This window comes from Tahibacter soli (assembly GCF_025717065.2).
Taxonomy (GTDB): Bacteria; Pseudomonadota; Gammaproteobacteria; order Xanthomonadales; family Rhodanobacteraceae; genus Tahibacter; species Tahibacter soli.
Genome location: NZ_JAOVZO020000014.1, coordinates 154292 through 179187 on the forward strand (window position 1 = coordinate 154292; position 24896 = coordinate 179187).

Below are 24896 nucleotides of genomic sequence, written 5' to 3' on the forward strand. Positions count from 1 at the left end.
CGCGCGAGGCCGTCGTTCGTCGCGCGGCGCTGGTTCCGCCGCGGTCGCGTTCGCAAGATCGGCGCATTCTTCAACACGGGGACTGCCGATGAGTTCGATCGATCTTGCGGTCGCACGCGGCGCGCACACGGCGCGACGCGAACGCGCCGCCGCTGCGACGCTGCACGCGACCGCCGCCGCCTGGACCTGCGTCGCGGTGTTTGGCCAGCTACTGTTCGCGGCCTACGTCGCCGGCTTCTACGGCCGCGCCGCGCTCGCCGGCGACTACGCGGCATGGAACCGCGTGCTGCCGCACGGCTACGTCGCGGGCGACGCGGCCGGCAACACGGTCGTCGCGCTGCACCTGGCGTTCGCGGTCGCGATCCTCGTCGGCGGCGCGTTGCAGCTCGTGCCGGTCATTCGCCGCCGCTGGCCGCGCGCGCATCGCTGGAACGGCCGCGTCTATCTCACGTCGGCCGCGATCATGAGCGTCGGCGGGCTCGTCATGGTGTGGACGCGCGGTGCGGTCGGCGACGTGTCGCAGCACGTCGCGATCAGCGTCAACGCGCTGCTGATTCTCGGCTGCGGCGCGATGGCGTGGCGTCACGCCGTCGCGCGCCGGATCGACGCGCACCGGCGCTGGGCGCTGCGGCTGTATCTCGTCGTCGGCGGCGTGTGGTTCTTCCGCATCTCGCTGATGCTCTGGATCGTCGCGAACCAGGGGCCGGCCGGCTTCGATCCGAAGACGTTCACGGGGCCGGCGCTGACGATCCTCGCGTTCGCGCAGTACGCCGTGCCGCTCACGGTGCTGGAGCTGTACCTGCGTGCGCAGCGCTGCGGCTCCGCGGCGAGCCGCTACGCGGTCGCCGCGCTCGTCGGCGCAGCGACGCTCGCGACGGTCGCGGGCGTCGGCGCCGCGGCCGTCGTCCTGTGGCTGCCGCGGCTGTAGCGCCGCGCGCGCGACAGCGCCTATTCTCCCGACATGCCGGCACCTTCCACTCCTGCAAAACCGCGCGGCCTCGCGCTGATGTTCGGCTGGCGGCGTGTGCGCTTCGTGCTGATCGCGTCGACCGCCGTCGGCGTGCTGTTCGGCTTCGGCTGGCAGCCGAACATGCTGTCCTTGATCCAGCGCACCGTCACGATCGGCCTCGTCGCGATGATCGCGTTCGGCATCTTCGAGCAGTGGCCGAAACGGCTGCCGCGCTGGTGCCTGCGCTGGGTGCTGCAGGTGGTGTTCGTCGCGCTGTCGATACCGCCGACGGTCGTTGCGATCTACGTCGCGTCGACGCCGAAGGGCTCGGTGCCGTTCTACAAGGAAGGCAAGCGCCTGGAAGGCTTCGGCATGCTGATGACGCTCGGCATGTTTCTCGCGCCGTGGGCCGCGCTCGGCGCGCTCGTGCGGCAGAAGGAGGCGCTGGCGCGCAGCCAGGCGCTCGCGTTCGACCTCGAACGCAGCGAGCTCGAACGCCAGGCGCTCGACGCGCGGCTGCGCCTCTTGCAGGCGCAGGTCGCGCCGCACTTTCTGTTCAACACGCTCGCCAACGTGCAGGCGCTCGTCGACGCCGGCTCGCCGCAGGCGGCAGCCGTGCTGCGCAGCCTGATCGCTTACCTGCGCGCCGCGGTGCCGCGGCTGCACGAAGCGGCGACGACGCTCGCGCAGGAGATCGATCTCGTGCAGGCGTATCTCGAACTCATGCACATGCGCATGCCCGACCGGCTGCAGTTCGCGCTGTGCGTCGACGAATCGGCGCGCGCGCTGCGCTGCCCGCCGATGACGCTGCTCACGCTCGTCGAGAACGCGGTGCGCCACGGCATCGATCCGAGCGAGGAGGGTGGCCGCATCGACATCACGGTGGAGCGGCGCGGCGAGCGCTGCCTGATCCGCGTCGCCGACACCGGCGTGGGCTTCGCGCAGTCGCACGGGCTCGGCACGGGCTTGTCGACGCTGCGCGAACGGCTCGCGCTGATCTTCGGCGACGCGGCGCAGCTGCGCGTGACGGTGCGGGAGCCGCACGGCGTCTGCGCCGAAGTGGAAATCCCCGCGCGCGAGGCCGCGGCATGACCCGACCGACCGCCCTGATCGCCGACGACGAACCGCTGCTGCGCGACGCGCTCGCGCGCCAGCTCGCGCAGGCGTGGCCCGAACTCGACGTCGTCGCGCAGGCACGCAACGGACGCGAGGCGGTGAAGCTGTTCGAGGCGAAGCGCCCGGACGTGTGCTTTCTCGACGTGCACATGCCGGGGCTCTCCGGCGTCGAGGCCGCGCGCGAGATCGGCCGGCGCGCGCATCTCGTCTTCGTCACCGCCTACGACCACTACGCGGTGCAGGCGTTCGCGCACGGCGTGCTCGACTATCTCGTCAAGCCGGTGGAGCCCGCGCGCCTCGCCGACACGGTCGCGCGCCTGAAGGAGCGGCTCGGCGGCGCGCAGCCCGCGTTGAATACCGAGGCGCTGCTGCAACAGCTGTCGGCGCAGCTCGCGCAGCTCAAGGGCGGTTCGGCGGTGCCGGCGCCGCTGCGCTGGCTGCGCGCGCAGGTCGGCCAGACGCTGCGCATGATCGCGGTCGAGGAGATCGACTATCTGCGCTCGGACACGAAGTACACGCTGATCGCGTGGCGCGGCGACGGCGGCCAGCCCGGCGAGGCGCTCGTGCGGCTGCCGCTCAGGGAACTCGCCGCGCAGCTCGATCCCGAACAGTTCGCGCAGGTGCACCGTTCGGTCGTGGTCAATCTGCGCGCGATCAGCCATGTCACGCGTGGCGACAACGAAACGGCCGACATCCACCTGCGCGGCCGGCGCGAAGTGCTGCCGGTCAGTCGCAGCTATCTGCATCTGTTCCGGCAGATGTAGCGCGGCCCGTCGGCCGCCGCCGCGGCCGGGTCGCCCGATTCCGTCGTTTGTCGCGCATGGCCTTCGCAGCGGCTCGCCCCGGATTCAGCCTGCGATGCGTGCACTGTCGCTCGGGGGAATGTCATGCGCTTCATCCATATCGCCGCCGGTCTGTCGTCGCTCGTGTTCGGCGCCGTCGCGTTGTACGCCGCGAAAGGTTCGACCCTGCATCGCCGCGCGGGCCTGCTGTTCGTCGCGGCGATGCTGACGATGACGTCGAGCGCGTTCGTCATGGCCGTGTTTCTGCGGCCCAATCGCCTGAACGCCGTCGCCGCGACGCTCACCGCGTATCTCGTCGTCACGGCGCTCGTCACCGTCAGGCGCCGCGTCGACGAGGCGCGCACGCTGATCGCCGGGTGCATGGCGGTGGCCCTGATCGCCGCCGTCTACGCGTTCGGCGTCGCCTCGAGCGGCGCGCCGGGCAGGGAAGAGCCGGGCGTGGCGCTGGCGATTTTCGGCGCCGTCGCGCTGCTGGCTGCGTTCGGCGACTGGCGCCTGCTGCGCGCCGGCCGCATCGAAGGGCCGCGCCGCCTCGCGCGGCACCTGTGGCGCATGACGCTCGCGATGTGGATCGCCACCGCGTCGTTCTTTCTCGGCCAGGCGAAATTCTTTCCGGCGGCCGTGCGCCAGTCTGGCGCGCTCGCGGTGCCGGTGCTCGTCGTGCTCGGTGTTCTGATCTACGGGTTCGTGCGCACGCGCTTTGCGCGCAGGCGCGCGGCGTCGACGTGACGCCGCGCGCCTGCCGCTCTTACGGGTGCGTCGGCTTCGAGATCGACTTCGCCTTCTGTGTGAACAGCCACGAGAAATCGCCTTTCAACTGGCCGCTTTGCGTACCTTTCTGCGTGGCTTGGTTCCACGACGTGTACAGGCCCGCGGACGAATGGCACCCCATGCAGCTTTCGGTGCCGAAGATCGGCGTCGTGTCGTCGACCTGGCCGGCCTTCTGGTTCGCGGTCAGCCACGAGGCGGCCGGGCAGTTCGACTGGTTCTCTTCCTGCTGGCACGCCGGCTGCTTGCCGACCTGGAAATAGGTTTCCATCGTGATGTTGGTCAGGAACACCGGCGTCGGATTGCCGCCGGGCTTGTTCTCGACCGCGTTCGGCAGGCCGCCGGCCGGGTTCGCCGGCGGCGTCGAAGGCGAGGTGGGCCATTGCGTGTCGATGAGCTGGTAGTGGCGCATCGCCGAACCGGCCTTCGTCAGCGCGGCCTGCGCCTCGATGTTCAGCGCGACCTTGTCGGCCGGAATCGGGATCGCGCGCCACGCCTGCGTCGGCGGCGACGTCGCCCAGCTGCCGTCGCTGTTCTGCACGGGCGGCACGTTCGGCACGCAGATCTCGCAGTTCGGATCGAAGAACGACGGTTTCAGCGCCGGATGCGCGACGTTGTTGACGGCGAGATTGTCCACTTGTTCGAACGTGGACCAGATCCACTGCGGCGAGCTGTCGGACTTGTGCGCGATGTGCATGCCGACCATGCCGACGACGACCGGGCACTGGTCGGTCGACGCCGTGCCGTCGGGGCACTTGCCGTTCGTCGGCGGCACGATCGCCTCGCTCGTCAGGAAGCGCGATGCGTCGTCGCCCTTGGTCAGGATGCGCCACGCGAGCTTGAGCTCCCACGAGCCGCTGCCGTCTTTGGCGTCGTTGCCGCGCGGCAGGTCGGCGGCCTTGGCGGAACTGCCGCCGGTGAACGCGACCTGGCCTTCGATGTTGTACAGCTTGTACGTGCAGATGTAGCCGACCTCGTTCGGGTCGAGCATGATTTCGTAGAACGCGTAATTGCCGTTCTGGTCGATCAGCGGCGCGGTGAACGCCTGCGTGATTTCTTCGAGTTCCTGGTCGTCGCGCCGCGTCGCAGGGCTGATGTCGCCGACGGCCGAGATGTTGCCGAGGAGGCGCGTCTTGCGCTTGTCGAACGCCTGCGGCAGCGCGAACGCCTTGAGATCGCGCGCGACCGGCAGGTTCGTCTCGCGCGTGAGCGACACGAGCGCCGCGACCGGGCCGGTGCCGCACGCGGCCGGCACGCCGCCGTCCTGCCGGAAGATGTCCGGGCTTTCGTACCACGTCGTCCACTTCGGCGGACCGAAGCTCGTGTCGGTGACTTTCGGCGCGAACTTGCCCTGGTTGTTCACCGGCCAGTTCAGCGTGATGAAGGCCTGCCACGACCACAGGTCGAACAGGCGCTGCACCTTCGCGAACTCCTGCTTGTTCTCCAGCTGCTTCTTGAGCGCGGTGTCGACGTCGCCGGGCAGGGCGGTCGACAGCGTCGGGTTGAAGTACGGGAACTTCGCAAGGTACGTCGGCGTGCCGTACGAGGCGGCGACAGCGGACGGTTCGAGCGACAGCGCGGCGACGGCGGCGATCGCCGCGGCGATCGGGACGAGCGAAAGTCGAGCGTTGAAGATCATGGTTTCCCCCGGCACGGTGTGGAGAGACGACGCGGACAACGCACAGCACCGCACCGCGATGCGTCCTTCGGGACGACGCGATGCTGACTTGGCTACAGTGCTGCACTGTGGACGAGGCTAGCAGTGTCGGCGGACGCGACCGTCCTGTAACGAGTGACAGGGTCCGCTATGCCGCCGCTCGTGCTAGCGACCCGGGCACCGCCGCTCGTGCACGCGCCGACGGTCCGACGCCGCCGGACGCCGGGATACGACCCGGAGAATTTTGCGGCGAACTGAGAGGCGGAAGATTAGTGTCGTGACGTCGCCGTCGGCGGACTCAGGTCGAAATTCTCCGGCGGCGTCGCGCCCAGCAGGTGCTCGACGAAGTGGTCCCACAGCCGGCGCATGTAGTAGCGGTCGGTGCGGAAGAAGTCGTGCGTGCGGTTCGGCAGGTAGACGAGGTCGAACGACTTGTTCGCCTTGATCAGCGCGTCGGCGAGCTGCAGGGTCACCGACGGCAGGGCGTTTTCGTCCATCTCGCCGTAGGCGAGCATCAGATGTCCGCGCAGGTTCTTCGCGAGCGTCGCGTTGTCCATCGCGGCGAAGTTGTGCGGTACGCTCGCGGGTGTCGGCCGCACGCGCGCGCCGTCGCCGTAGTCGGGTACGCCGAGCAGGCCTTCGAGACCGTCGTAGAAACCCTGGTAGTTGTGCGGTCCGGCCGACGAAGCGGCCACCTTGTAGAACTCGGGACGCGCGAGGATCGCGCGCGCCGACGTGTAGCCGCCGAACGAATGGCCGTAGACGCCGACGCGGTCGAGATCGAGGCCGCCGTAGCGTTCGGCGAGCTGGCGGATCGCCGCGACGTGGTCGTCGATCTGCGGATCGGCGAAATTGCCGTAGCCGATGTCGGCGAACGCCTTGGACCGTCCGCGCGTGCCGCGCGCGTCGATCGTCGCGACGACGAAGCCGAGTTCGGCGAGCGCGGCGCGCGACACCGGGTTGAACGTCTTCACCGCCTCGGCATAGCTGCGCGGCGCGTTCATCATCTGCGGTCCGCCGTAGAACGCGTCGATGACGGGGTACTTCCGCTCGCGCGAGAAACCCGGCGGAAAGTATACGGTTGCATAAAGATCGGACCTGCCGTCGACCGACTTCACCGCGACGCGCTCGGGCGCTCGCCAGCCGGCCGCCGCGACGGCCGACACGTCGGCGTCTTCGAGCTTCATCGCGACGCGGCCGTCGTCGGCGCTGCGCAGCACGGTGACGGGCGGCGAGGCGACCGTCGAATACGTGTCGACGAACCAGCGGCCGTCCGGCGAGAACGCGACGCCGTCGGGCGCCGGCCCGATCATCGTCGGCTGCGCCGGGTCGATCTCGTGTTCGGCGTTTTCGGGCGTCAGCAGCTTCGGCCTGCCGCCGTCGAGCGATACGCGATACAGATGCCGGTAGTACGGATCGCGTCCGGGTTCGCGACCGCTCGCGGTGAACCAGACGACGCGGCGCTTCGCGTCGACGTGGACCACGTCGCGCACGAGCCAGTCGCCGTCGGTGAGCCGGCGTTTCTGCCTGCCCGTCGCCAGATCGTACAAGTACAGATGTCCCCAGCCGCTGCGCTCGGAGAACCAGATCGCCTCGCGCGAGGCGACGAGCACGCGCGCGTTCGGCGCGCTGTACAACAGATTGTTCGGCATGACCGAGGTCTTGCCGTGCTCGTCGACGATCAGGCGCACCTTGCCGCGCGCGAGATCGAGTTCGGCGAGCGCGAGGCTCCGCGCGTCTTTTCCGCCGACGAGCGTGTATGCGGTGCCGCCGTCGGCCGACCAGGCGAGCGTCGCGCCCGCGTCGAACGATGCGCCGTCGCCGAGATCGAGCGCGCGCGCTTCGCCGCTGCCGGCGTCGACGACGAAGGCCGTCCGTCGCGGCTGCTTCGCGTCGCCGAGCAGCGGCAGGCGCAGGTCGTACACGATCGGGCGGAAGCTGCCGTCCTGCGGCACCGATTCGACGAACGGATACGCCGCGACCTCGCGCTCGTCGACGCGCTCGCCGAACAAGTAGCGGCCGTTCGCCGACCACGCCACGCCGATCGGCGGCAGCGGCGTTTTCGCGCGACGCTGCGGCACCGCGGCCAGCGAGGTGTCGGGCAGCTTGCCGTACGCGTAGTTCGCCGTGCCGTCGCGCGTGAGCGCGCGTTCGCCGCCGCCGTCGCGCGTGCGCACCCACAGATTGGCGTCGCGCACGAACGCTTCGCTGCGGCCGTCCGGCGCGACGAGCGTGTCGGTTGCGGCGGCCGGCGTCGGCGCGCTCGTGCACGTATAGCGTTCGAGATCGCAGGTGGCGACGTTGCCGTCGCGCGGTTTGAGCGTCGCGCGCAGGCGGCCGTCGACGCGTTCGACACGGTCGATCTCCATCGTGTCGGCCGACGCGAGCGCCTGCGTCAGTCGTGCGCGATCGAACAGTGCGGCGCGTGCGGCGCGGCGCGCGTCGATCAGCACGAACTCGGCGCCGTGCAGGCCTTCGCGGCGATACCAGAACGTGTCGCCGTCGATCCAGTGCGCCGCGACGCGCCCGTTTTTGATCGCGCCGGCGAGCGACGAGTCGAGCACCTTTTCGGCGCGCGCGTAGTCGGCGGCGGTGACGGCGGGCGTCGCGTGCGCGGCGGTGCAGACGAGGGCGAGGGCGGCGGCGAGCGCGCGCGGCGCGAACGGGTAGTGCATGACGGGTTCCTTACGGGCGGGGGCGCGCCGGCTCGGCGCGGGCGGTTCGTTCGCGGCGGGCAGCTTCGGGGCGTAGCGGCGCATCACGTCGGCGCCGAGGAGGCCTTCGTAGTAGAGCGGTTTGAGGCGCCGCCGCTCGGCGCGGGACTCGACGATGCGCAGCGCGTAGTAGCCCACCTGGTGGAAATAGGCGATGCGCGCACGCACGAACGCCGCCTCGTCGGCGTAGCCGAAGCGGCGGAAGATGTCGGCGAGGAGCGCGATGCGGCGCCGGTCCGCATCGCGCACCGCCGCTTCGACGGCGCTCGACGTGCGCGCCCAGTCGCGCACCGCCGAGTCGTACGCGGCGCTGAAACCGGTTTCGTCGATCCACAGCGCGACGATCGCCTCGAACTGCGCATAGGGGTCGTTGCCGGCATCGGCCGCCGCGGCGAACCACGGCTCGTTGTTGGCGGCGCGCCAGTGCGAGAGCAGCGCGTCGAGCAGGTCGGCGCGATCGCGAAAGTGCCAGTAGAAGCTGCCGCCGGTGACGCCGAGCGCGCGGGCCAGCGCGTCGACCTTGATCGAATCGACGCCGCCGCCGATCAGCGCCGCGCGTGCGGCCGTCAGCCATTCGTCGCGGCCGAGAGCGCTGCCGCCGCGCGGTACGCGCGATTTCTTCGTTGCCATGGGCGTCGCCGCGAACGGGTCCGTAGAGAACTCTACGGATGTGCCGTAGAGATGTCTACGGAACGGACGTTGCGGATTGTGCGCGTTAACGGGAAACATACTTTTTGCGCGCCGCCGTTGCAGATGCGGCGAACAATTCAATCGTGATAGGTTTCGCCGCGCCGCAGCAGGATGCAGGGCCATGAGCCAGGATCACGACACGAAAGAACGCACTTCCTACAGCTACCGCCTGGGTACCGCCGAGTTCGACGAAGCGCGATTCGAGCTGCGTGTCGCGGGCCTTCCCGTCGACGTCGAGCGCCGCGCGCTGGAAGTGTTCGCGTACCTCCTGCGCCACGCCGGCGAGGTGGTGACGAAGGAGGAACTGCTGCGCGAGGTGTGGGCCGGGCGCATCACCGTCGAGAAGGTGCTGCCCAACGCCGTGAACAAGCTGCGCCGTGCGCTCGGCGAAACGAACGCCGAGCGCCTCGCGACGATCGCGCGCGTCGGCTATCGCATCGACGGCACCGTCGAGCGCACCGCGGTCGGCCGCCAGCCGGCGAGCCAGCTCGAACTCGCGGCCGACGCGCCAGTACCGGGTCGCGAAAACTTCCGGCTGCAGCGCCAGCTCGGCAGCAACCGCGGCAGCGAGGTGTGGCTCGCCGAGCACGCCAAGACGCACGAGCGGCGCGTGTACAAGTTCGCCGCGGACGGCGAGCGCCTGCGCGCGCTCAAGCGCGAGGCGACGTTGTCGCGGGTGCTGCACGAAAGCCTCGACGATCGCCGGCACCTCGTCGAAATCATCGACTGGAACTTCGAGAACGCGCCGTTCTTTCTCGAGTGCGAGTTCGGCGGACAGAGCCTGCTGGAATGGTCCGACGCGCATCTCGCCGCGACCGGCGTGACCGAGCGCCTGGGCCTGTTCCTGCAGATCGCCGACACGGTGGCGGCGGCGCACGGGGTCGGCGTGCTGCACAAGGACCTCAAACCCGCGAACGTGCTGATCGAGCCCGACGGCGACGGCTGGCGCATACGCCTGACCGACTTCGGCAGCGCGCGCCTGCTCGATCCCGAACGGCTCGAAATGCTCGGCATCACGCGCCTGGGCCTGACGCTGACGCAGAACCTCGCGACCGATCCGTCGTCCGGCACGCCGCTGTACGTGGCGCCGGAAATCTTCGAGGGCCACACGCCGACCGTGCGCAGCGACGTGTTCGCGCTCGGCATCATGCTCTATCAGATGCTCGCCGGACATCTGACCAAACCGATGGCGTCGGGCTGGGAAGCCGACGTTGCCGACGAACTGCTGCGCGAGGACATTCGCCTGGCGACCGACGGCAATCCGGAGCGGCGCCTGGCGAGCGCCGCCGAGTTCGCCGCGCGGCTGCGCCGGCTGGGCGAGCGCCGTGCATTGGCCGCGGCCGAGGCGAAGGCCGACGCGCAGGCGAAGGCCGCGCGCGACGCGCTCGCGAAAAGCCGCGCGCGCAAGCCGTACCTGATCGCGCTCGTCGCCGCGCTCGGCGCCGGCGTCGTCGTGGTGCTCGGCCTGTACCAGATGGCGCTCAAGGCACGCAATGCCGCGCGGCAGGAACTCGACCGCGCGACGGCGATCAACCGCTTCTTGAACGAGGACCTGATCGGCCGTTCGAACCCGCTCGTCGTTGCGAAAGGGCAGAGCGCGTCGCTCAAGGACGTGCTGCTCAACGCGCGCGAGCGCGTCGCGAAGCGCTTCGCGGCACAGCCGGCGACCGAGGCGTCGATACGCCTGAGCCTTGCGACGCTGCTCAACACGATCGAACTCTTGCCCGAGGCCGACGTCGAGGCGCGCCGCGCGCTCGAACTGTACGAAACCGTCGAAGGCGCGAGCGACCGCGACGCGTTGAACGCGCGCGCACTGGTCGTGCGCCTGCTCACGCGCACCGCGAAATTCGACGAGGCGAAGCGGGAGCTGACGAAGCTCGACGAACTCGCCGCGGCGGCGCCGAGCGAGCACGCGCGGTATCTGACGGCGTCGACGTGGGCGATGTACTACATGAACCAACGCGAATTCCCGAAGGCGCTCGAACGGCTGCGCGTCGCGATACCCGCGCTGCGGCAGAGCGACCCCGGCAACGTTCCGGCGCTCGACGCGTTGCGCGTCGATCTCGTTCTCGCGCTGACGCAGACCGCCGACATCGCCGGCGCGCAGCGCGAAGGGCAGAGCCTCGTCGACGACATCGCGGCACGCGCGGACGGCAGCGAACTGCAGCTCGCGCTCGCGCAGTCGGCGCTCGCCAAGGCGTATGCGCTCGACAACCAGCTCGACCGCGCCGAGCCGCCGATGCGCGCCGCGTACGACACGATCTCGCGGCTGCTCGGCACCGACCACACGCGCGCGCTGATGGTGCTGGCCGACCTGTTCGACGTGGCGGCGCGCCGGCGCGATTTTCCGAAGGCGATCGACTACGCGCAGCGCGTGTACGAGACCGCGCGCGCGAAGTTCGGCGCCGAGCACAATTCGACGAGCGTGATGCTCGGCAACTGGGCGCTGATCCTGTACGAAAGCGGCGATTCGAAGGCCGCGCTGCCGCGCATCCGCGAGGCGTACGAGCGATTGTCGACGGCGCTGGGCGCCAAGAGCCCGCACGGACAGATGATGGGGTTCTGGCTCGCCGCGATCGAACTCGAACTCGGCAATCTTCCCCGTGCCGACGAACTGCTGCGCACGCTCGACGCGCCCACGCTCGAAACGGCGGGCAGCGACGGCATGTGGCAGGCGCGCCTGGACGCGCTCGGCGGCGTCCTGCTCGACAAGCGCGGCGACCATGCCGCCGCCGTCCCGCTGCTGCAGCGCGCATTGGCCGGCATCCAGCCGGGCGCCGCGCAGGAAAGTCTCGTCTATACGAACGCGAAAAAGGCGCTCGAGTCGCCGCCCTGACGCGCCGCGACGCGGCGTTACCCATCCGTTACCCCGCCGTTATCGGTCCGTGCCGACACGGCCCGTCTCCCGCGACTAGAACGATCGCCAGCGATTCGATCGGTCAGGGGAGCGGAACATGCAACAACGGATTGCCGTCTTCATCGCGGGAGCGGCTCTGCTGTCTGCCGCGCCGCTCGTCTACGAACAGGTTCTCGTGTGGCGCAACGTCGCCGTCGACGGCGGATCGGGAGGCTTGCCGACCCGGCCGCCCGGTGTCGGCCGTACGCTCACCGATATCACGCTCGGCGACGTCGGCGCCGACCTCGTCGGCCTGCGCATCGCGAACCGCCATACGTTCGACGTCCGGCCGGGATCGACAGGGACTCAACGCCTCCGTGCGTTCACGAATGTCCATGACGATCGGTACGGTGTGTGGCCGGACGAACAGCGCGCCTTCGTCGCGCAGGTCGGATCGCCGGCGTTGCCGATGGCGGCGACCGACGGCGCCTGGCGCTAGCGCGGCGCGTGACGCCGCAACGACACGGCCGCGCGGCGGCGCGCGCGGATTCACGGCCTCTTGATGCACTTTTTTTATAATTAAAAAGGGGGATTCGTAGAGGATGCCCGAACGCGGTCGCGCGGCAAACGGCATGCCGGCCGCCAGGAGATTCGCCATGACCCGATCGTTCGTTCGTTGCTGCCTCGTGATCGTGCTGACATTGTTCGCGGCCGGCGCGTCGGCCAAGAAAGAGGTCGTCCGCCAGCTCGGCGGCGCGTGCGGCGAGGACGCCGACATCATCGCGCGCTGCGACGTCGGCCTCGAATGCAAGAACGGCAACTGCGCGATGCGCAGCTTCCTGTCGTCCGCGACCGTCGGCTGCAAGGGCGAGATGGCGAAGGTCGGCGTCGGTTCGAAGGAACTCGTCGCCGTGCACGACGGCTTCTGCTACATGGACGGCAAATGCGGCGGTCTGTACAACGCGGTGATGGACGCAACGCCGGTGACCGAGCGTCTGCTGGCGAAGGCGTCGGCGGGATCGGAGGCGTTCGGCGCGGAGCTGGCGAGCCTGTCCGATGCCGACAAGGCCAAGTTCAAGCGCGCCGAAGACATCTGCAATTCGTGCGCGCCGTATTGCGTGATCGGCTCGGGCTTTCTCGGCCGCGGCGGCTACTGAGCGAACCTTGCGCGCGCACCGGGCGGCCGGTGCGCGCGTGGCACGGACAGGTAGCGATACCGCGCGCAAGCGGAAGATCTGACAGGTAGGCACGCAGGCCGCGCGACCTAAGCTGGTTCCGTCTCATCAGGGGAGAACCGCCTTGTCCACGCCTATGCCCACGCCCGCCGCGCTGGCCGCGGCGCTGTCCGCCGTTGCGCCGCGCGCGCCGTCCGTGCTCGCCGCCGCGCCGGTGAACGCGTTTCCGCAGATACCGATACCGCCGTCGCTCGTCGCGATCGATCTTCCGGCCGACCAGTACCGGCACACCGGCGCGCCGACCGAGTGGTGGTGGCACATCGGCACGCTCAGGGCCGGCGACCGCACGTTCGGCTTCGAGATCAACGCGGCGTCGTTCGAGGGCAATCTCGGCATCGGATTCACGCAGATCATGCTGACCGATGTGGCCAACAAGGCGCACTACCAGCGCACGACGCCGTTCGCGCCGCCGCTGATGTTCAACAGCCTGTGGGCCGAAAACGACCCGGTGCGCGACTGGTACGCGCAGCTCGGCACCGTCGACAACGTGCTGTCGGCCATCGCGCTGACGTCGCCGGGCAGCGGCTACGAGCCGGCCCCGAAAACCGCGCCGGCGGTGACGATCGAGGGCGGCGGCGGCGCCGGAGCGCTCGCTGCGGCGGTGGTCGCGGCCGACGGTTCGATCGCGCAGGTCGTGCTGCTCAGCCCCGGCGCCGGCTACACGGCTACGCCGACGGTGACGATCGCGCCGCCCGCGTCGGGCAACGACGCGACGGCGCAGGCGATCCACACTTATGTGACGATGTCGGCGCCGTGGGGACAGGTGCTGTCGAACATGTCGGTCAAGGCGCTGCTGAACGATCAGAAGACCGGCACGCCGGTGAAGTTCGACCTCAAGCTGTCGCAGCTCGGTCCGCCGTTCTACGTGTGGGGTACCGGCGTCGCGCCGTCGGGCAAACCGGGGCCGCACCTGGAAGTGAACAATTACTATTATTCGCTGACCCGGCTGCGCGCGCAGGGCACGATCACGCTCGGGGACGAGGTGTTCGACGTGACCGGCGTGACGTGGATGGATCACGAGTACGGCGCGTTCGGCAGCGGCGCCGGCCCGAAGTGGATCCTGCAGGACATGCAGCTCGACAACGGCGTGTGCATTTCCAATTCCGTGAGTCTCGCGCCCGGCGTCGACTTCGCGCTGAACCAGGCGACGCCGAGCCACGCGACCGTGCAGTTCGCCGACGGCACGACCTACATCGTCGATTCGACGATCACGCCGCAGGGCGATACCTGGACGAGCTGCGACAGCGGCAGGACGTACTACCTGACCTTGCTCGTGACAATCCCGCAGTTCGACGCGTGCCTCACCGTGACGAGCCTCGTCGACGCGCAGGAGTTTCCGGTGCCCGGCAATCCCGTGTACGAAGGCGTCGCGAGCGCCAGCGGCACGTTTCAGGGCTATGCTGTGACCGGTACCGCCTGGAACGAGCAGGCGCTGAGCTGAGCGACGCGTGCTTGAAGATCGACGCCGCAACGCGGCCATCCTCGCCGGTGTCGCGCTGGTCGCCGCCGTCGTCGCGTTCGCGTGGCGACGGTCCGGCGGCGATGCGCCGCTGATCGCCGTCGACGTCGGGCACTCCGCGACGATCGGCGGCGCGGTCAGCGCGTCGGGCGTCGCCGAGTTCGCGTTCAACCGCGAGCTGGCGCAGACGATCGGCGACGCGTTCGCGCGCGACGGCATCGCGTTCGTGCCCGTGGGGCTCGACGGGTCGATGACCGACGTGAAGATGCGCCCGCCGTACGCGGCGTCCAAGCGCGCGACGTTCCTGCTGTCGATCCATCACGACTCGGTGCAGCCGCAGTACCTCGAAACGTGGGAGCGCAACGGCGGGCAGGGGCTGTACTCCGATCGCTACTCGGGTTTTTCGCTGTTCGTCTCGCGCGGCAACGCGCACCTCGCAGAGAGCCTGGCGTGCGCGCGGTCGATCGGCGCCGCGCTGATCGCGGCCGGTTTCGCGCCGACGGCGCACCATGCCGAAGACATCGACGGCGAGCGCCGGACGTGGGCCGACGAGCGCAACGGCGTCTACTACTACGACAACCTGCACGTGCTGCGCGTGTCGGCGATGCCGGCCGTGCTGCTCGAGGCCGGCGTCATCGTCAACCGGCGCGACGAGGCCGTCCTGCGTACCGTTGAAACGCGACAGAAAATCGCAATAGCGGCCGGTGCGGGTCTGCGGGCGTGCGGTCAGGTTCGGTCGAATCCGGACCGCTGACCCGCGCGGACGAACGTCCGCGCGGGTCGCAAGGCGCTACTCGATGTCGAACGACTGCAGCGACACCGGCGTCGACGTCGTCGCGGTCGCCGATTCGTTGCCCGGGGTGGGATCGGTCGTCGACGACGAGATCTGCGCGGTGTCGACGATCATCGTCGGCGGCAGGCCGATGTCGACGGTCACGGTCAGGCCGAACGTCGCGCTGCCCGGCGTGAACGCCGCGATCGTGCACGTGACCGTGCCGGTCGCGCCGACCGCCGGCGTCGTGCAGCTCCAGCCGCCCGGCGAGGTCAGTGACGTGAACGTCGTGCCGGTCGGTATCACGTTCGTCAGCGTCACCGCGTCGGCGCTGCTCGGCCCGTTGTTCGTCGCGACGATCGTGTAGGTGATCGGCTGGCCGTTGATCGCGGTCGGCGTCGACGCCGCGTTCGTGATCGACAGGTCCGCCGACGCGCCGACCGTCGTCGTCGCGGTTGCGCTGTTGTCCGCCGGCACCGGGTCGTTCGTGGCCGACGCCACGGTCGCGGTGTTCGACAGCACCGTGCCGGCCGCGGTCGCGGCGTCTACGGCGACGACGAGCGTGAACGCGGCGCTGCCGACGGCGAACGCCGGATTCGAACACGAGACGGTGCCGCCGCTGCCGACGGCCGGCGTCGTGCAGCTCCAGCCCGCCGCGCTCGACAGCGACACGAACGTCGTGCCGGCCGGCAGCGTGTCGCCGAGCGACGCGTTCGCCGCGACGCTCGGTCCGGCGCTCGTCGCGGTGATCGTGTACGTGAGGTTCGTGCCGGCGACGACCGGATCGGGCGTGTCGGTCTTCGTGACCGAAAGATCGGCCGAGGTCGATACCGTCGTCGTCGCGGTCGCGCTGTTGTTGCCCGGGGTCGGATCGGCCGTCGTCGACGTCGCGGTCGCGGTGTTCGACAGCACGGTGCCGGCCGCGGTCGCCGCGTCGACGCCGACGACGAGCGTGAAGACGCTGCTGCCCACGGCGAAGTTCGCGTTCGTGCACGAGATCGCGCCGCCCGCGCCGACGGCCGGCGTGGTGCAGCTCCAGCCCGCCGCGCTCGACAACGACACGAACGCCGTACCCGGCGGCAGCGTGTCGCTCCACGCCGTGCCCGCCGCCGGATCGGGACCGGCGTTCGACACCGTCACCGTGTAGGTGAGGTTGTTGCCGGCCAGCACCGGATCGGGCGAGTCGGTCTTGGTGATCGCGACGTCGGCGACCGTGAAGCCCGTCGGCTGGAAGTACGCGACGACCGGGTCGTGGTCGGAGACGCGCAGGCCGGTCGTGTTCGTATTGCGCTCGGTTTCGGGATAGTCCGCGCCGATGCGCGGATGCTCGATGCGGCGCGCGACGGTGTCGGTGACGAGGCCGGCGCTGACGAGCGCATGGTCGATGTTCTGCGCGTTGCCGTCGTGCACGTACGAATAGCGCTCGGCGGCCGGCGGCGTGTTGACGAGGTTGGTCAGGTCCGGATTGAGCTGGTCGGTGCCGTCGCCGGTGTTCGGTGCGATCGGACAGACCGCGCAGACGGCCGTCTGGTTGTCCGGCGACGGCGTGCCCGCGATCGTGCCGATCGTGTCGGCGAGGCCGTCGTTGAACTCGAACGCGTTCATGTCGCCGACGACGACGAGGTGCTCGCCCGGCGTCGCGGTGAGGCGCCCCTGCAAATAGGCGGCGAGGAAGTCGGCCTGCGTCTGGCGCTTGCGGCGCACGCGGTCGCCGGCGGTGGTCGGGCCGGCCGCGGCGGGGTCCTCGATGCCGATCAGCGAACGCAGGTGGTTGTTGACGACGACGACCGGGAACGACACGCCCGGCAGACGGCTGACGGTCGCTTCGAGCACGAGCGGCGGACGGTCGTTGAAGAGGTCGCTCGCGCCGGTCGACGGATCGATCCAGGTCGCGTTGAGGCCGACCTGCGTCACCGCGGTGACCGCGACGCGCGGCGTGCCGCCGCCGACGTCGGCGGTCTTGACGAGGAAGCCGACGTCGATGCCGCCGACGTCGTTGCCTTCGAACAGATACGCCACGTAGTTCGGATTCGGCTGCGACGCGGCTACCGCGTCGGCGTTGATCTGCGCGGCGAGCGCCTGCAGCGTCGAGAGGTTTTCCACTTCCTGCACGCCGACGATGTCGGGCGCCAGCAGATGATTGCGGATCGCGATCGACGCCTTCTGCAGGCGGTTGGCGTAGGCCGCCGCCGTGAGCACCGGCTCGCTGATCGCCGGATCGTTGACGTCGTCGAAGAAGCGCTGCAGGTTGTACGAGGCGACCGTGAACTCGCCCGGTGTCGCCGCGGCGACCGTGGTCGCGAGCGCGGGACCGGGCGTGAGAACCAGCGTCTGCGTGCCGTCCGGATAGATCGCGTAGCCGCGGAAGCCGTAGTCGAGCGGACCGACCACCGGACCGACGACATCGCCGGTCTTCACGGTCAGCGACGGCTGCGCGTTGATCGTCGCGCTTTCGACGCGCACGCGCTCGGGGTTCGAATCCCAGCGCGGAATCGGCGGCACCGTGCCGACCGGCGGCGGATTCGGCGCCTCGATGCCCGGTTCGCGGAACGGGCGCGGCACGCCGGTGACGACCGCGTGGAAGCGGCCGTTGCTCGTGCCGGTCGCGTTCGGCTCGTTGACGGTGCCGTCGCTCGGGCCGGTCACGGTCATCGACGCGGTGCTGACGCGCATGCCTTCGACGCGCTCGAGCTGGTCGTACGGGCCCGACGGGCTCGGGAACGCCGCGGTCAGCGGCACCGCGGTCGGCAGCGTCTGGCCGGCCGGCAGGAGCTGGGCGACGGTCGGCGACGTCAGCTCGGTCACCGGCGGCTGCAGCACGTCGCTCGTCGGCACGAATTCGGCGACCGTGCCGGTCACCTGCACGTAGGCCGTGAAGGCCGCGGCGGCCGGCGGCGCGGCGCTCGTGAACACGAAGATGCCTTCGGACGTCGCCGGGTCGGCGTCGACGTTGGCGTCGGGCTCCTGCACGAAGAAGCCGTTGGATTTCACGCCGGTGACGACGCCGCGCACGGTCACGCTGCTGCCGACGACCGGCGACGAGGCGCCCGGACCCTGCACGTCGTGGATCGGCGTGATCGTCACGTCGTCGTTGTTGATCGTGCCCTGGCCCTGCGAATCGCCGGCGTTCGCGCCGGTGATGTTGGTGACATTGACGAAGAACGTCTCGTTCGGCTCGACCGCGGTATCGCCGAGGACGAACACGGTGAACGCGTAGGTCGAGCTGCCGGCCGGAATCGTCTGGCCGGTGAGGCTGACCGGGACGTAGTCGTTGTCCTCGGTCGGCGGATTGTCGTCCTGCGCGGTGCCGTCGGCGGTCGCGATGTCGAACGTCACGCCGCCGGGGCCGGCCGGCGCGCTCAGCGACACGGTGAAGACGAAGTTGGTCGTGCCGCCGTTGCCTTCGGCGAGCGACACGTCGTTGATGCTCAGCGACGGCGTCGGTATGCCGCCGTTCGGGGTCAGCGAGAAGTCGTCGGTCGCGAGGCCGTCGTCGGCACCGGACGCGTCGATGTCGGTGTAGCGCACCCAGAACGTCGCCCCGTTCGCGATACCGAGGCCGCCGACCGTCGTCGAGAGCGCCGTGCGCGCCGATGCGGCGTTGCCGTTCTTCGCCCCGGTCGTCGCGGTATCCGGGGTCACGAACGCAAGTGCCGGGATGTTGGTCCACGTGCCGGTCGTCAGGTCCGTCGCGTTGGTGCTGTACTCGACGTTCATCTGATCGGTGCGGGCGGCCGTGCCGAGGCGCCATTCTTCGCCGGTGTAGGCGATCGCGAGACTGACGATCGTGGCGCCGGTATTGTTCGTGAAGCACGCGCCGTAGTTGGGGATCAGCGTGCCGCTGCGCAGCTGGCCGAGCGCGCGGTCGGTCGCCGCGGCCGCGCCGTAGCTGTAGGTGTCGCCGGTCGTGCTGGCGCCGGTGTCGACCGCGTACTGTTCGTTGTCGCGCGCGCCGCCGCCGGTTTCGGTCATGAACCAGCCGGGGATCGTCAGGTTGTTCGTCGTCGATCCGGCCGTGTTCGACAGCGTGTCGAAGTTTTGCGTGTAGGCCGAACCCAGCGTGGTCAGGCTGACGCATTGCCCGAACACGGCCGATGCCGCAAACAGCCCGGACAGGGCGACGGCGGCACGAAAGACGTGCCGGAAGACGGAACGCGGCATGACGACCCCCTCGGTTCTATGCGATTGCGTACGTTTGACGCGCGACTATAGCAAACGCGATTGACGCTCAACGTCACGGTATGGGGTGGAAAAAATCCGTACCCGGTAGGCTGCCGTAACCGCCGGGTTCGCTGTACATTCGCGCCTCTTGCACAATGGAGCGTGGCCGTGCTCAACGCCGTCGTCGACATTTCGCACTACACCACGATCACGAGCTGGGCCGCCGTCGGGCAGGCCGGCATCCTCGGCGTGATTGCCAAGGCGACGCAGGGCGCCTCGTACGTCGACCCGACGTTCGCGCAGCACAAGGCGCAGTGCGAGGCGGCCGGCCTTGCGTTCGGCGCGTACCATTTCGGGACGGCCGGCGATCCGGTCGCGCAGGCCGACCGGTTTCTCGCGACGGCCGGCGATACACAGCTCCTCGTGCTCGACTTTGAAAGCAACCCGCAAGGGCAGTCGATGAGCCTGATCGAAGCCGAGCAGTTCGTGCACGAGATCTACGTGCGTACCGGTCGGTACCCTGGCCTCTATTCCGGCAACGACGTGCGCCAGGCGTTTTCGTCGGCCGGCATCACGCAGCCGGGCCAGACCGAACTGTCGAAATGCTGGCTGTGGATCGCGCAGTACGCGACCGCGCCGCTCGTGCCGCCGGTGTGGCCGGCGTGGACCCTTTGGCAGTACACCGACGGCGCCGCCGGGCAGGGGCCGTACACGGTCGACGGCATCGGCCGCTGCGACCGCAGCCAGTTCAACGGGACGGCCGACCAGCTGGCGGCGTTCTGGAACGGGCCGCCGCCGGTGTCGACGCGCGCGTAGCGCGTCAGCGCCTGCCGGCGTGGCGGCGCAGCAGCACGTACGGCCACAGCCCGCAGAATGCCGTCAGTACGACGAACGCGCCGGCCACGCCCGCGAATTCGGCGATCGTATCGATCGTGCGCCAATGGCCGGTATTGAAAAACTGGAAAACGTGAAACAGCCAGTAGGCGATCGCCGGAACGGCAAGAAACAGCCATGCCGCGACGATGACGGGTTTCTTGATTTGCGGGTTCGACAGTCCCGCGGCCATGTCGGCGGCGTAGTGCTGCGACTGGAACGGATCGGTGGTGTTGTAAGGCAGGCGGAAGGGTTCGCCCTTCGCGCCTTCGATCGCCGGCTGCGGCAGTTCGGGATCGATCGGCGCGGGGCGCACCAGCTCGTCGATGTTCGTGTGCTTGAGCAGGTCGTTCGGCGTCGTCATCGTTGTCGTTCCGGCCTCGGGTGTCGTGGATGACTAGCGCGATCGGGCGATCTGTGCCGGGCTCGCGCCCAGCACGCGCCGCATCGCCCGCGCCATATGGCTCGCATGCGCGAAGCCCGCTTCGAGCGCGACGTCGGTCATGCGCCGGCCGCCGGCCGCGAGCAGCGACCGCGCGCGTTCGACGCGCCGCTCGAGCACGAACCGGTGCGCCGGCATGCCGACCGCCTGCCGGAACAGCGGCTTGAAATGCGACACGCTGAAACCCGCGACGGCCGCGAGTTCGGCGAGCGTCAGGTTCTCGTCGAGATGCGCTTCGATGTACTCGACGACGTGCCGCAGCCGCCACGCCGGCAGCGCGCGCTGCGGCGGCTCGACCCTGGCGCGGCGCGAGTGCAGCGCGACGAGCCGCGCCGCGAGCGCGGTCGCGAGGCTGTCGGCGAACAGGCGGCCGCCCGGATACGCGTCGCGGTCTTCCGCCTGCATCATCCAGCCGATGCGTTCGATCTGCGCGTCGCGCACGTGGATCGCCGAGGCGAGCCCGTCGTCGCGCGCGGCCATCGCGTCGGCCGTTTCGCGCACGAGCGACGGCGACAGCCGCAGCAGCAGCGAGGTCGCCGGCCGCGACACGATCCAGCGCGTGCTGGAACCGGCCGGCACGACGCAGAACTGGCCGTGCAGGCGCACGCCGCTGCGTTCGTGTCCGTCGGCGCGATACGACACCGGCACCGGGTCGCCCAGGTGCAGGCACAGCACGTGACGGCCGTCGACCGGCGAGTCGAACACGCCGGTCGGCACCGGCGACGTCAGCACGTCGAGCAGCGGCAACCGCGGCGGCGCGGCGCTGGCGAGCGATGCCGGCGGCGGGGCGGGATAGCATCCGGGTCTGTCGCTCGCGGGTCTGTCGCTCATCGGGCGATCGTTGTGCCGGCCGGCGCGCGATGCAAGTGACGAAGATCATCCGCCGGTGTCCGGCATCGTCCGTTCGTGCGCGACGCGGCGGGCCGCGCATTGCGACGATCGCCGCACGACATTCGTGCTGGAGATTCGCATGCAACGCAGAACCTTTCTGGAACTGACCGCCGCGGCGCTGGCGGCCGGCGCCGTCGCCGCGCACGCGCCGCGGGCGGACGCCGCCGAGCGCGAGACGCTCGACGCCGCTGCCTACCGCAGGACACGCCGCTACGCGGACCTGCCGTTCGGCAGGATCGCCTACGTCGAGCGCGGCACGGGCCCCGCGGCGTTGTTCCTGCACGGCGCGCCGCTGAACGGATTCCAGTGGCGCGGCGCGATCGAACGGCTCGCGCCGCACCGGCGCTGCATCGCGCCGGATTTCATGGGGCTGGGCTATTCGCAGATTCCCGAAGGCCAGTCGCTGGCCGCCGATGCGCAGGCCGCCATGCTCGCCGCATTGCTCGACGCGCTGAAGGTCGACGCGGTCGACATCGTCGCGAGCGACAGCGGCGGCGCGGTCGCGCAGCTGCTGCTCGCCGGGCATCCCGGCCGCGTGCGTTCGATGCTGCTGACGAACTGCGACGTCGAACCCGACAGTCCGCCCGCGAAAGTGATGCCGGTGATCGAACTCGCGCGCGCCGGCAAGCTCGCCGACGACACCGCGAAGTGGCTCACCGACAAGGCGCTCGCGCGGTCGACGTTCGGCGCGGCGGTGTTTGCCGATCCGGCGCGCTTCGCCGACGAGACGATCGACTATTACGTGACGCCGCTGGTATCGACGCCGCTGCGACGCCGGCAGTACGAGGCGTTCCACGTCGCGCTCGCGCCCAATCCGCTCGCCGGCATCGAAGCGACGCTCAAGCGCAGCGCGGTGCCGGTGCGCATCGTCTGGGGCGCGGCCGACGATCTGTTTCTGCAGACCGACGCCGACTATCTCGACCGCACGTTTGCCGGGTCGCGCGGCGTGCGTCGCGTGCCGGGCGCGAAGCTGTTCTTCCCCGAGGAATTCCCGGACGTGATCGCCGAGGAAGCGCTGCGGCTCTGGGGCGTGCGCGCCGGTCGCTGAGAACGCGGGATTGCGCCACGGCGCCGGTGCATGCCGGCGCCGTGGCTGCTGGCTACCGGAAAAGCAGATTTTCCGGCGCCGGCGTGACGGTCTGGAAGATCCAGCCCGCGCCGCCGGCCGTGGCGTTCACCACGGTGCCGGGAATGTTGTTGCCGCCGTTGCCGCCATTGCCGCCCGACGCGCCGCCGCCGCCGCCGCTCAGGAACGCGCCGGTGGACGGGATGTCGGTGCCGGCGAGGCCGCCGTTGGTCTGCAACGTGCCGGTATTGCTGACCGACGCCGTGGAGATCAGATGCACGATACCGCCGCCGCCACCGCCGCCGCCGCCGGGGCCGGTCGAATTGGTGGTGTTGCCGTTGACGCCGTTCGCGCCGTTGCCGCCGTTCGCACGGATCGTGCCGCCGACCGCGAGCGAGCCCTTGGCGGCCACGATCACCACGCCGCCCGCGCCGCCGCCGCCGCCGGCCGCATCGGTCGTCGTCGTCGCATTGACGCCGTTGGTGCCGCTCGCGCTGATCAGTCCACCGCTGGGCAGCGAGAAATTGCCGTTCGCGGCGATGAGGAGGCTGCCGCCGCCGTCGCCGCCGCTGTGGGTCGCCGACGCGGTATTCGCCAGGCGTTCGCCGGCGCCGCCGGCCGCGAACGGCGCGCCGCGCAGTTGCAGCGCCTGCGCGCGCGCAAGACCCACGCCGCCGGTCGGCTGGCCCGGCGCCCCGAGCGAAATGCCGGGATTGGGCATGCCGGCGCCGCTGTCGGTCGCGCCCGGCAGCACCGAGATCGTGCCCGTGATCGTGACGTTGCCGGTGGCGCGCAGCACGGTGCCGCTCGGCACGATCAGCGTGCCGCCGATCGTGATCGACGTGAACTGCATCGTGGTCTGACCTGCGCTCACGAGCGCGTTCCAGCCCGTGGTCGAAGTGATGTCGAGCGTCGAGCCGTTCGCGACGTTCAGCGCGCCGCTGCTGCCGTCGCCGTAGGCGCCCGCCGCGCCGGCGGGGCCTTGCGGTCCGGTTGCGCCCGTCGCACCGGTCGTCCCCGTCCCCGTGGCGCCGGTGGGACCCGTGGCGCCGGTCGGACCCGCCGCACCGGTCGGTCCCGTTGCGCCGGTGTTTCCCTGCGTACCGGTCGCGCCGTTGTTGCCCTGCGCGCCGGCGGGACCCGTGGGGCCCGTCGCGCCCAGGCCGCCGGTCGGGCCGGTGGCGCCGGTCGCGCCGCTCGGTCCGGTCGCGCCCGTAGCGCCCGTGGCACCGGTCGGTCCCGTCGGGCCGGTAGCGCCCGTGGCACCGGTCGGTCCCGTCGCGCCGGTCGGTCCTGCGACGCCGGCATCGCCCTGGGCGCCGGTCGCGCCCGTCGGCCCCGTCGCACCGGTCGGCCCGATGGCGCCGGTCGGTCCGGCTGCGCCGGCGGGTCCGGTCGCGCCGGTGGCGCCCGTCGCGCCCGGATTGCCGCTCAACGCGTACTGCGCGACCGGTGCCGCGGCGACCGGCTGGCGCGGGGCCAGCACCTGGCCGTTGACGGTGATTTCCAGCCAGCGCTGCTGGCCGTTGAACGCGCCCGCGAACGGCAGGTCGATCGTGAACAGGCCGTCGAGTACCGGATACGCGTTCGCGTCGTACGCGCTGCCGATCTGCAGTCCGCCGGTCGCGGCGTCGAACAGCGCGAAGTGCAGATTGCGCGTACCGGTGACCGGCTCTCCGTCGTGCTTCAACTGGCCCTGGTACGTGAAGTTCTGCGACTGCGGCGCGGCATGCGCATTGGCGACGGCAAGCGCGCCGCAGACGAGTACGGACAACAGGCGGCGGCGTGCCGTCATGGCGTTTCCCCTTCGAAACCGTTGCGGAAGATCGTGTCGGAGACGAGCGGCGCGGCCACCCAGAATCCCGACACCAGTTGGTAGTCGGCGCTGCCCGAATAGCCGGGCGCCGGCTGGCCGATCGTGCCGTCGAGCCGCGTCGCGCCGGCTTGCGACGTGCCGCCGCCGCCGTGGACGGCGTACCAGTCGATCGCGTAGTCGGCCGTCGCGTTCGACGCGGCGCCGAGCGTCAGCAGCGCGCCGAGCACGCGCAGGCGCGCGCTCGCGGCGACGCTGCGCCGTGGTGGCGTGTGGATGTGCACGGATTGTCCCCCCTGATGGGTTGCCGCCGTTGCGCCTCATGCGCACGTCGGCGTATCGAAGGGTAGCGCAAAACAGCGGCGGTTCCTGTCGCATTCCGTGCCGGATATGGCCGTGAGCGAACCTGCGTTACGGGCAACGACCGGCGCGGGGCCGGTGCATTCACGTAGTACGGGGTCGCAAAGCGCAGGCCTTGCGCGAGGGGCGACGCGATGCCGGTCGAACGCGAAAGCGGTGCGCGTGTGCCTGAACGGCACGACGGGCTCGCGTACCGCGCGAGCGCGCGCAACGTGCGGTTCCGCGGCTGGGCCGCCGGTCGGATAGACCGCGGCGCCGCCCGGCCCGGCGGTCAGACGCCGGGCTCCTGTT

Annotated in this window: 17 protein-coding genes and 1 pseudogene; 10 read left to right on the forward strand and 8 right to left on the reverse strand. The window is 70.2% G+C overall.

The window, feature by feature from the left end:
- Positions 1–88: 88 nt before the first annotated feature.
- The 4 genes from OD750_RS09215 (at position 89) to OD750_RS09230 (ending at position 3597) form a co-directional block, all read left to right on the forward strand.
- The gene (locus OD750_RS09215; protein WP_263544942.1) at positions 89–928 is read left to right on the forward strand and encodes a DUF2306 domain-containing protein; all 840 of its coding nucleotides are present in this window, start codon (positions 89–91) and stop codon (positions 926–928) included.
- 33 nt (positions 929–961) lie between these two features.
- Positions 962–2041 carry a sensor histidine kinase gene (locus OD750_RS09220; RefSeq protein WP_263544941.1) on the forward strand — a complete coding sequence of 360 codons (1080 nt, stop codon included), beginning with the start codon at positions 962–964 and terminating at the stop codon, positions 2039–2041.
- On the forward strand, positions 2038–2829 hold the full coding sequence (locus tag OD750_RS09225) for a LytR/AlgR family response regulator transcription factor (RefSeq protein ID WP_263544940.1): 792 nt from the start codon (positions 2038–2040) through the stop codon (positions 2827–2829). The genes OD750_RS09220 and OD750_RS09225 overlap by 4 nt, the downstream gene beginning before the upstream one ends.
- Positions 2830–2952: 123 nt before the next feature.
- The gene (locus OD750_RS09230) at positions 2953–3597 is read left to right on the forward strand and encodes a DUF2306 domain-containing protein (RefSeq protein WP_263544939.1); all 645 of its coding nucleotides are present in this window, start codon (positions 2953–2955) and stop codon (positions 3595–3597) included.
- A gap of 19 nt (positions 3598–3616) precedes the next feature.
- Here the strand turns inward: OD750_RS09230 and OD750_RS09235 are convergent, their stop codons facing one another.
- Entirely contained in the window at positions 3617–5275 is a 1659-nt protein-coding gene (locus tag OD750_RS09235) for a hypothetical protein (protein WP_263544938.1), read from the reverse strand.
- A gap of 287 nt (positions 5276–5562) precedes the next feature.
- A complete protein-coding gene (locus OD750_RS09240) occupies positions 5563–8637 on the reverse strand; it encodes a DPP IV N-terminal domain-containing protein (RefSeq protein ID WP_263544937.1) in 3075 nt (1024 codons plus the stop codon).
- A 181-nt stretch (positions 8638–8818) separates the two neighbouring features.
- Between OD750_RS09240 and OD750_RS09245 the strand changes: the two genes are divergently transcribed.
- Entirely contained in the window at positions 8819–11533 is a 2715-nt protein-coding gene (locus OD750_RS09245) for a protein kinase domain-containing protein (protein WP_263544936.1), read from the forward strand.
- Between the two features lie 103 nt (positions 11534–11636).
- Here OD750_RS09245 and OD750_RS09250 read toward each other — a convergent pair whose 3' ends face one another.
- Positions 11637–12191: a hypothetical protein gene (locus OD750_RS09250; RefSeq protein ID WP_263544935.1), complete on the reverse strand. Its 555-nt coding sequence runs from the start codon at positions 12189–12191 to the stop codon at positions 11637–11639.
- On the opposite strand from OD750_RS09250, the gene OD750_RS09255 reads away from it, so the two are divergent.
- The 3 genes from OD750_RS09255 to OD750_RS09265 all read left to right on the forward strand — a co-directional run bounded on the left by OD750_RS09255 (position 12190) and on the right by OD750_RS09265 (position 14981).
- Positions 12190–12690 carry a hypothetical protein gene (locus OD750_RS09255; protein WP_263544934.1) on the forward strand — a complete coding sequence of 167 codons (501 nt, stop codon included), beginning with the start codon at positions 12190–12192 and terminating at the stop codon, positions 12688–12690. The genes OD750_RS09250 and OD750_RS09255 overlap by 2 nt on opposite strands.
- A 142-nt stretch (positions 12691–12832) precedes the next feature.
- On the forward strand, positions 12833–14209 hold the full coding sequence (locus OD750_RS09260) for a carotenoid 1,2-hydratase (protein WP_263544933.1): 1377 nt from the start codon (positions 12833–12835) through the stop codon (positions 14207–14209).
- Positions 14210–14216: 7 nt separating this feature from the next.
- Positions 14217–14981, forward strand: a complete 765-nt coding sequence (locus OD750_RS09265; protein WP_263544932.1) for an N-acetylmuramoyl-L-alanine amidase — start codon at positions 14217–14219, stop codon at positions 14979–14981.
- Between the two features lie 90 nt (positions 14982–15071).
- Here the strand turns inward: OD750_RS09265 and OD750_RS09270 are convergent.
- A pseudogene (locus tag OD750_RS09270) lies at positions 15072–18437 on the reverse strand (endonuclease/exonuclease/phosphatase family protein); the annotation flags it as partial.
- An 891-nt stretch (positions 18438–19328) separates the two neighbouring features.
- Between OD750_RS09270 and OD750_RS09275 the strand changes: the two are divergent.
- Entirely contained in the window at positions 19329–19976 is a 648-nt protein-coding gene (locus OD750_RS09275) for a glycoside hydrolase family 25 protein (RefSeq protein WP_263544931.1), read from the forward strand.
- Between the two features lie 4 nt (positions 19977–19980).
- On the opposite strand, the gene OD750_RS09280 is transcribed toward OD750_RS09275, so the two are convergent.
- Together OD750_RS09280 and OD750_RS09285 are read right to left on the reverse strand one after the other, a co-directional pair.
- Positions 19981–20397, reverse strand: a complete 417-nt coding sequence (locus tag OD750_RS09280) for a tetraspanin family protein (protein WP_263544930.1) — start codon at positions 20395–20397, stop codon at positions 19981–19983.
- Between the two features lie 33 nt (positions 20398–20430).
- The gene (locus OD750_RS09285; RefSeq protein WP_263544929.1) at positions 20431–21306 is read right to left on the reverse strand and encodes a helix-turn-helix domain-containing protein; all 876 of its coding nucleotides are present in this window, start codon (positions 21304–21306) and stop codon (positions 20431–20433) included.
- Between the two features lie 139 nt (positions 21307–21445).
- On the opposite strand from OD750_RS09285, the gene OD750_RS09290 reads away from it, so the two are divergent.
- The gene (locus tag OD750_RS09290) at positions 21446–22414 is read left to right on the forward strand and encodes an alpha/beta fold hydrolase (protein WP_263544928.1); all 969 of its coding nucleotides are present in this window, start codon (positions 21446–21448) and stop codon (positions 22412–22414) included.
- 52 nt (positions 22415–22466) lie between these two features.
- On the opposite strand, the gene OD750_RS09295 is transcribed toward OD750_RS09290, so the two are convergent.
- Entirely contained in the window at positions 22467–24227 is a 1761-nt protein-coding gene (locus OD750_RS09295; RefSeq protein WP_263544927.1) for a collagen-like domain-containing protein, read from the reverse strand.
- Positions 24224–24529 carry a hypothetical protein gene (locus OD750_RS09300; RefSeq protein WP_263544926.1) on the reverse strand — a complete coding sequence of 102 codons (306 nt, stop codon included), beginning with the start codon at positions 24527–24529 and terminating at the stop codon, positions 24224–24226. The genes OD750_RS09295 and OD750_RS09300 overlap by 4 nt, the downstream gene beginning before the upstream one ends.
- Positions 24530–24896: the final 367 nt, after the last annotated feature.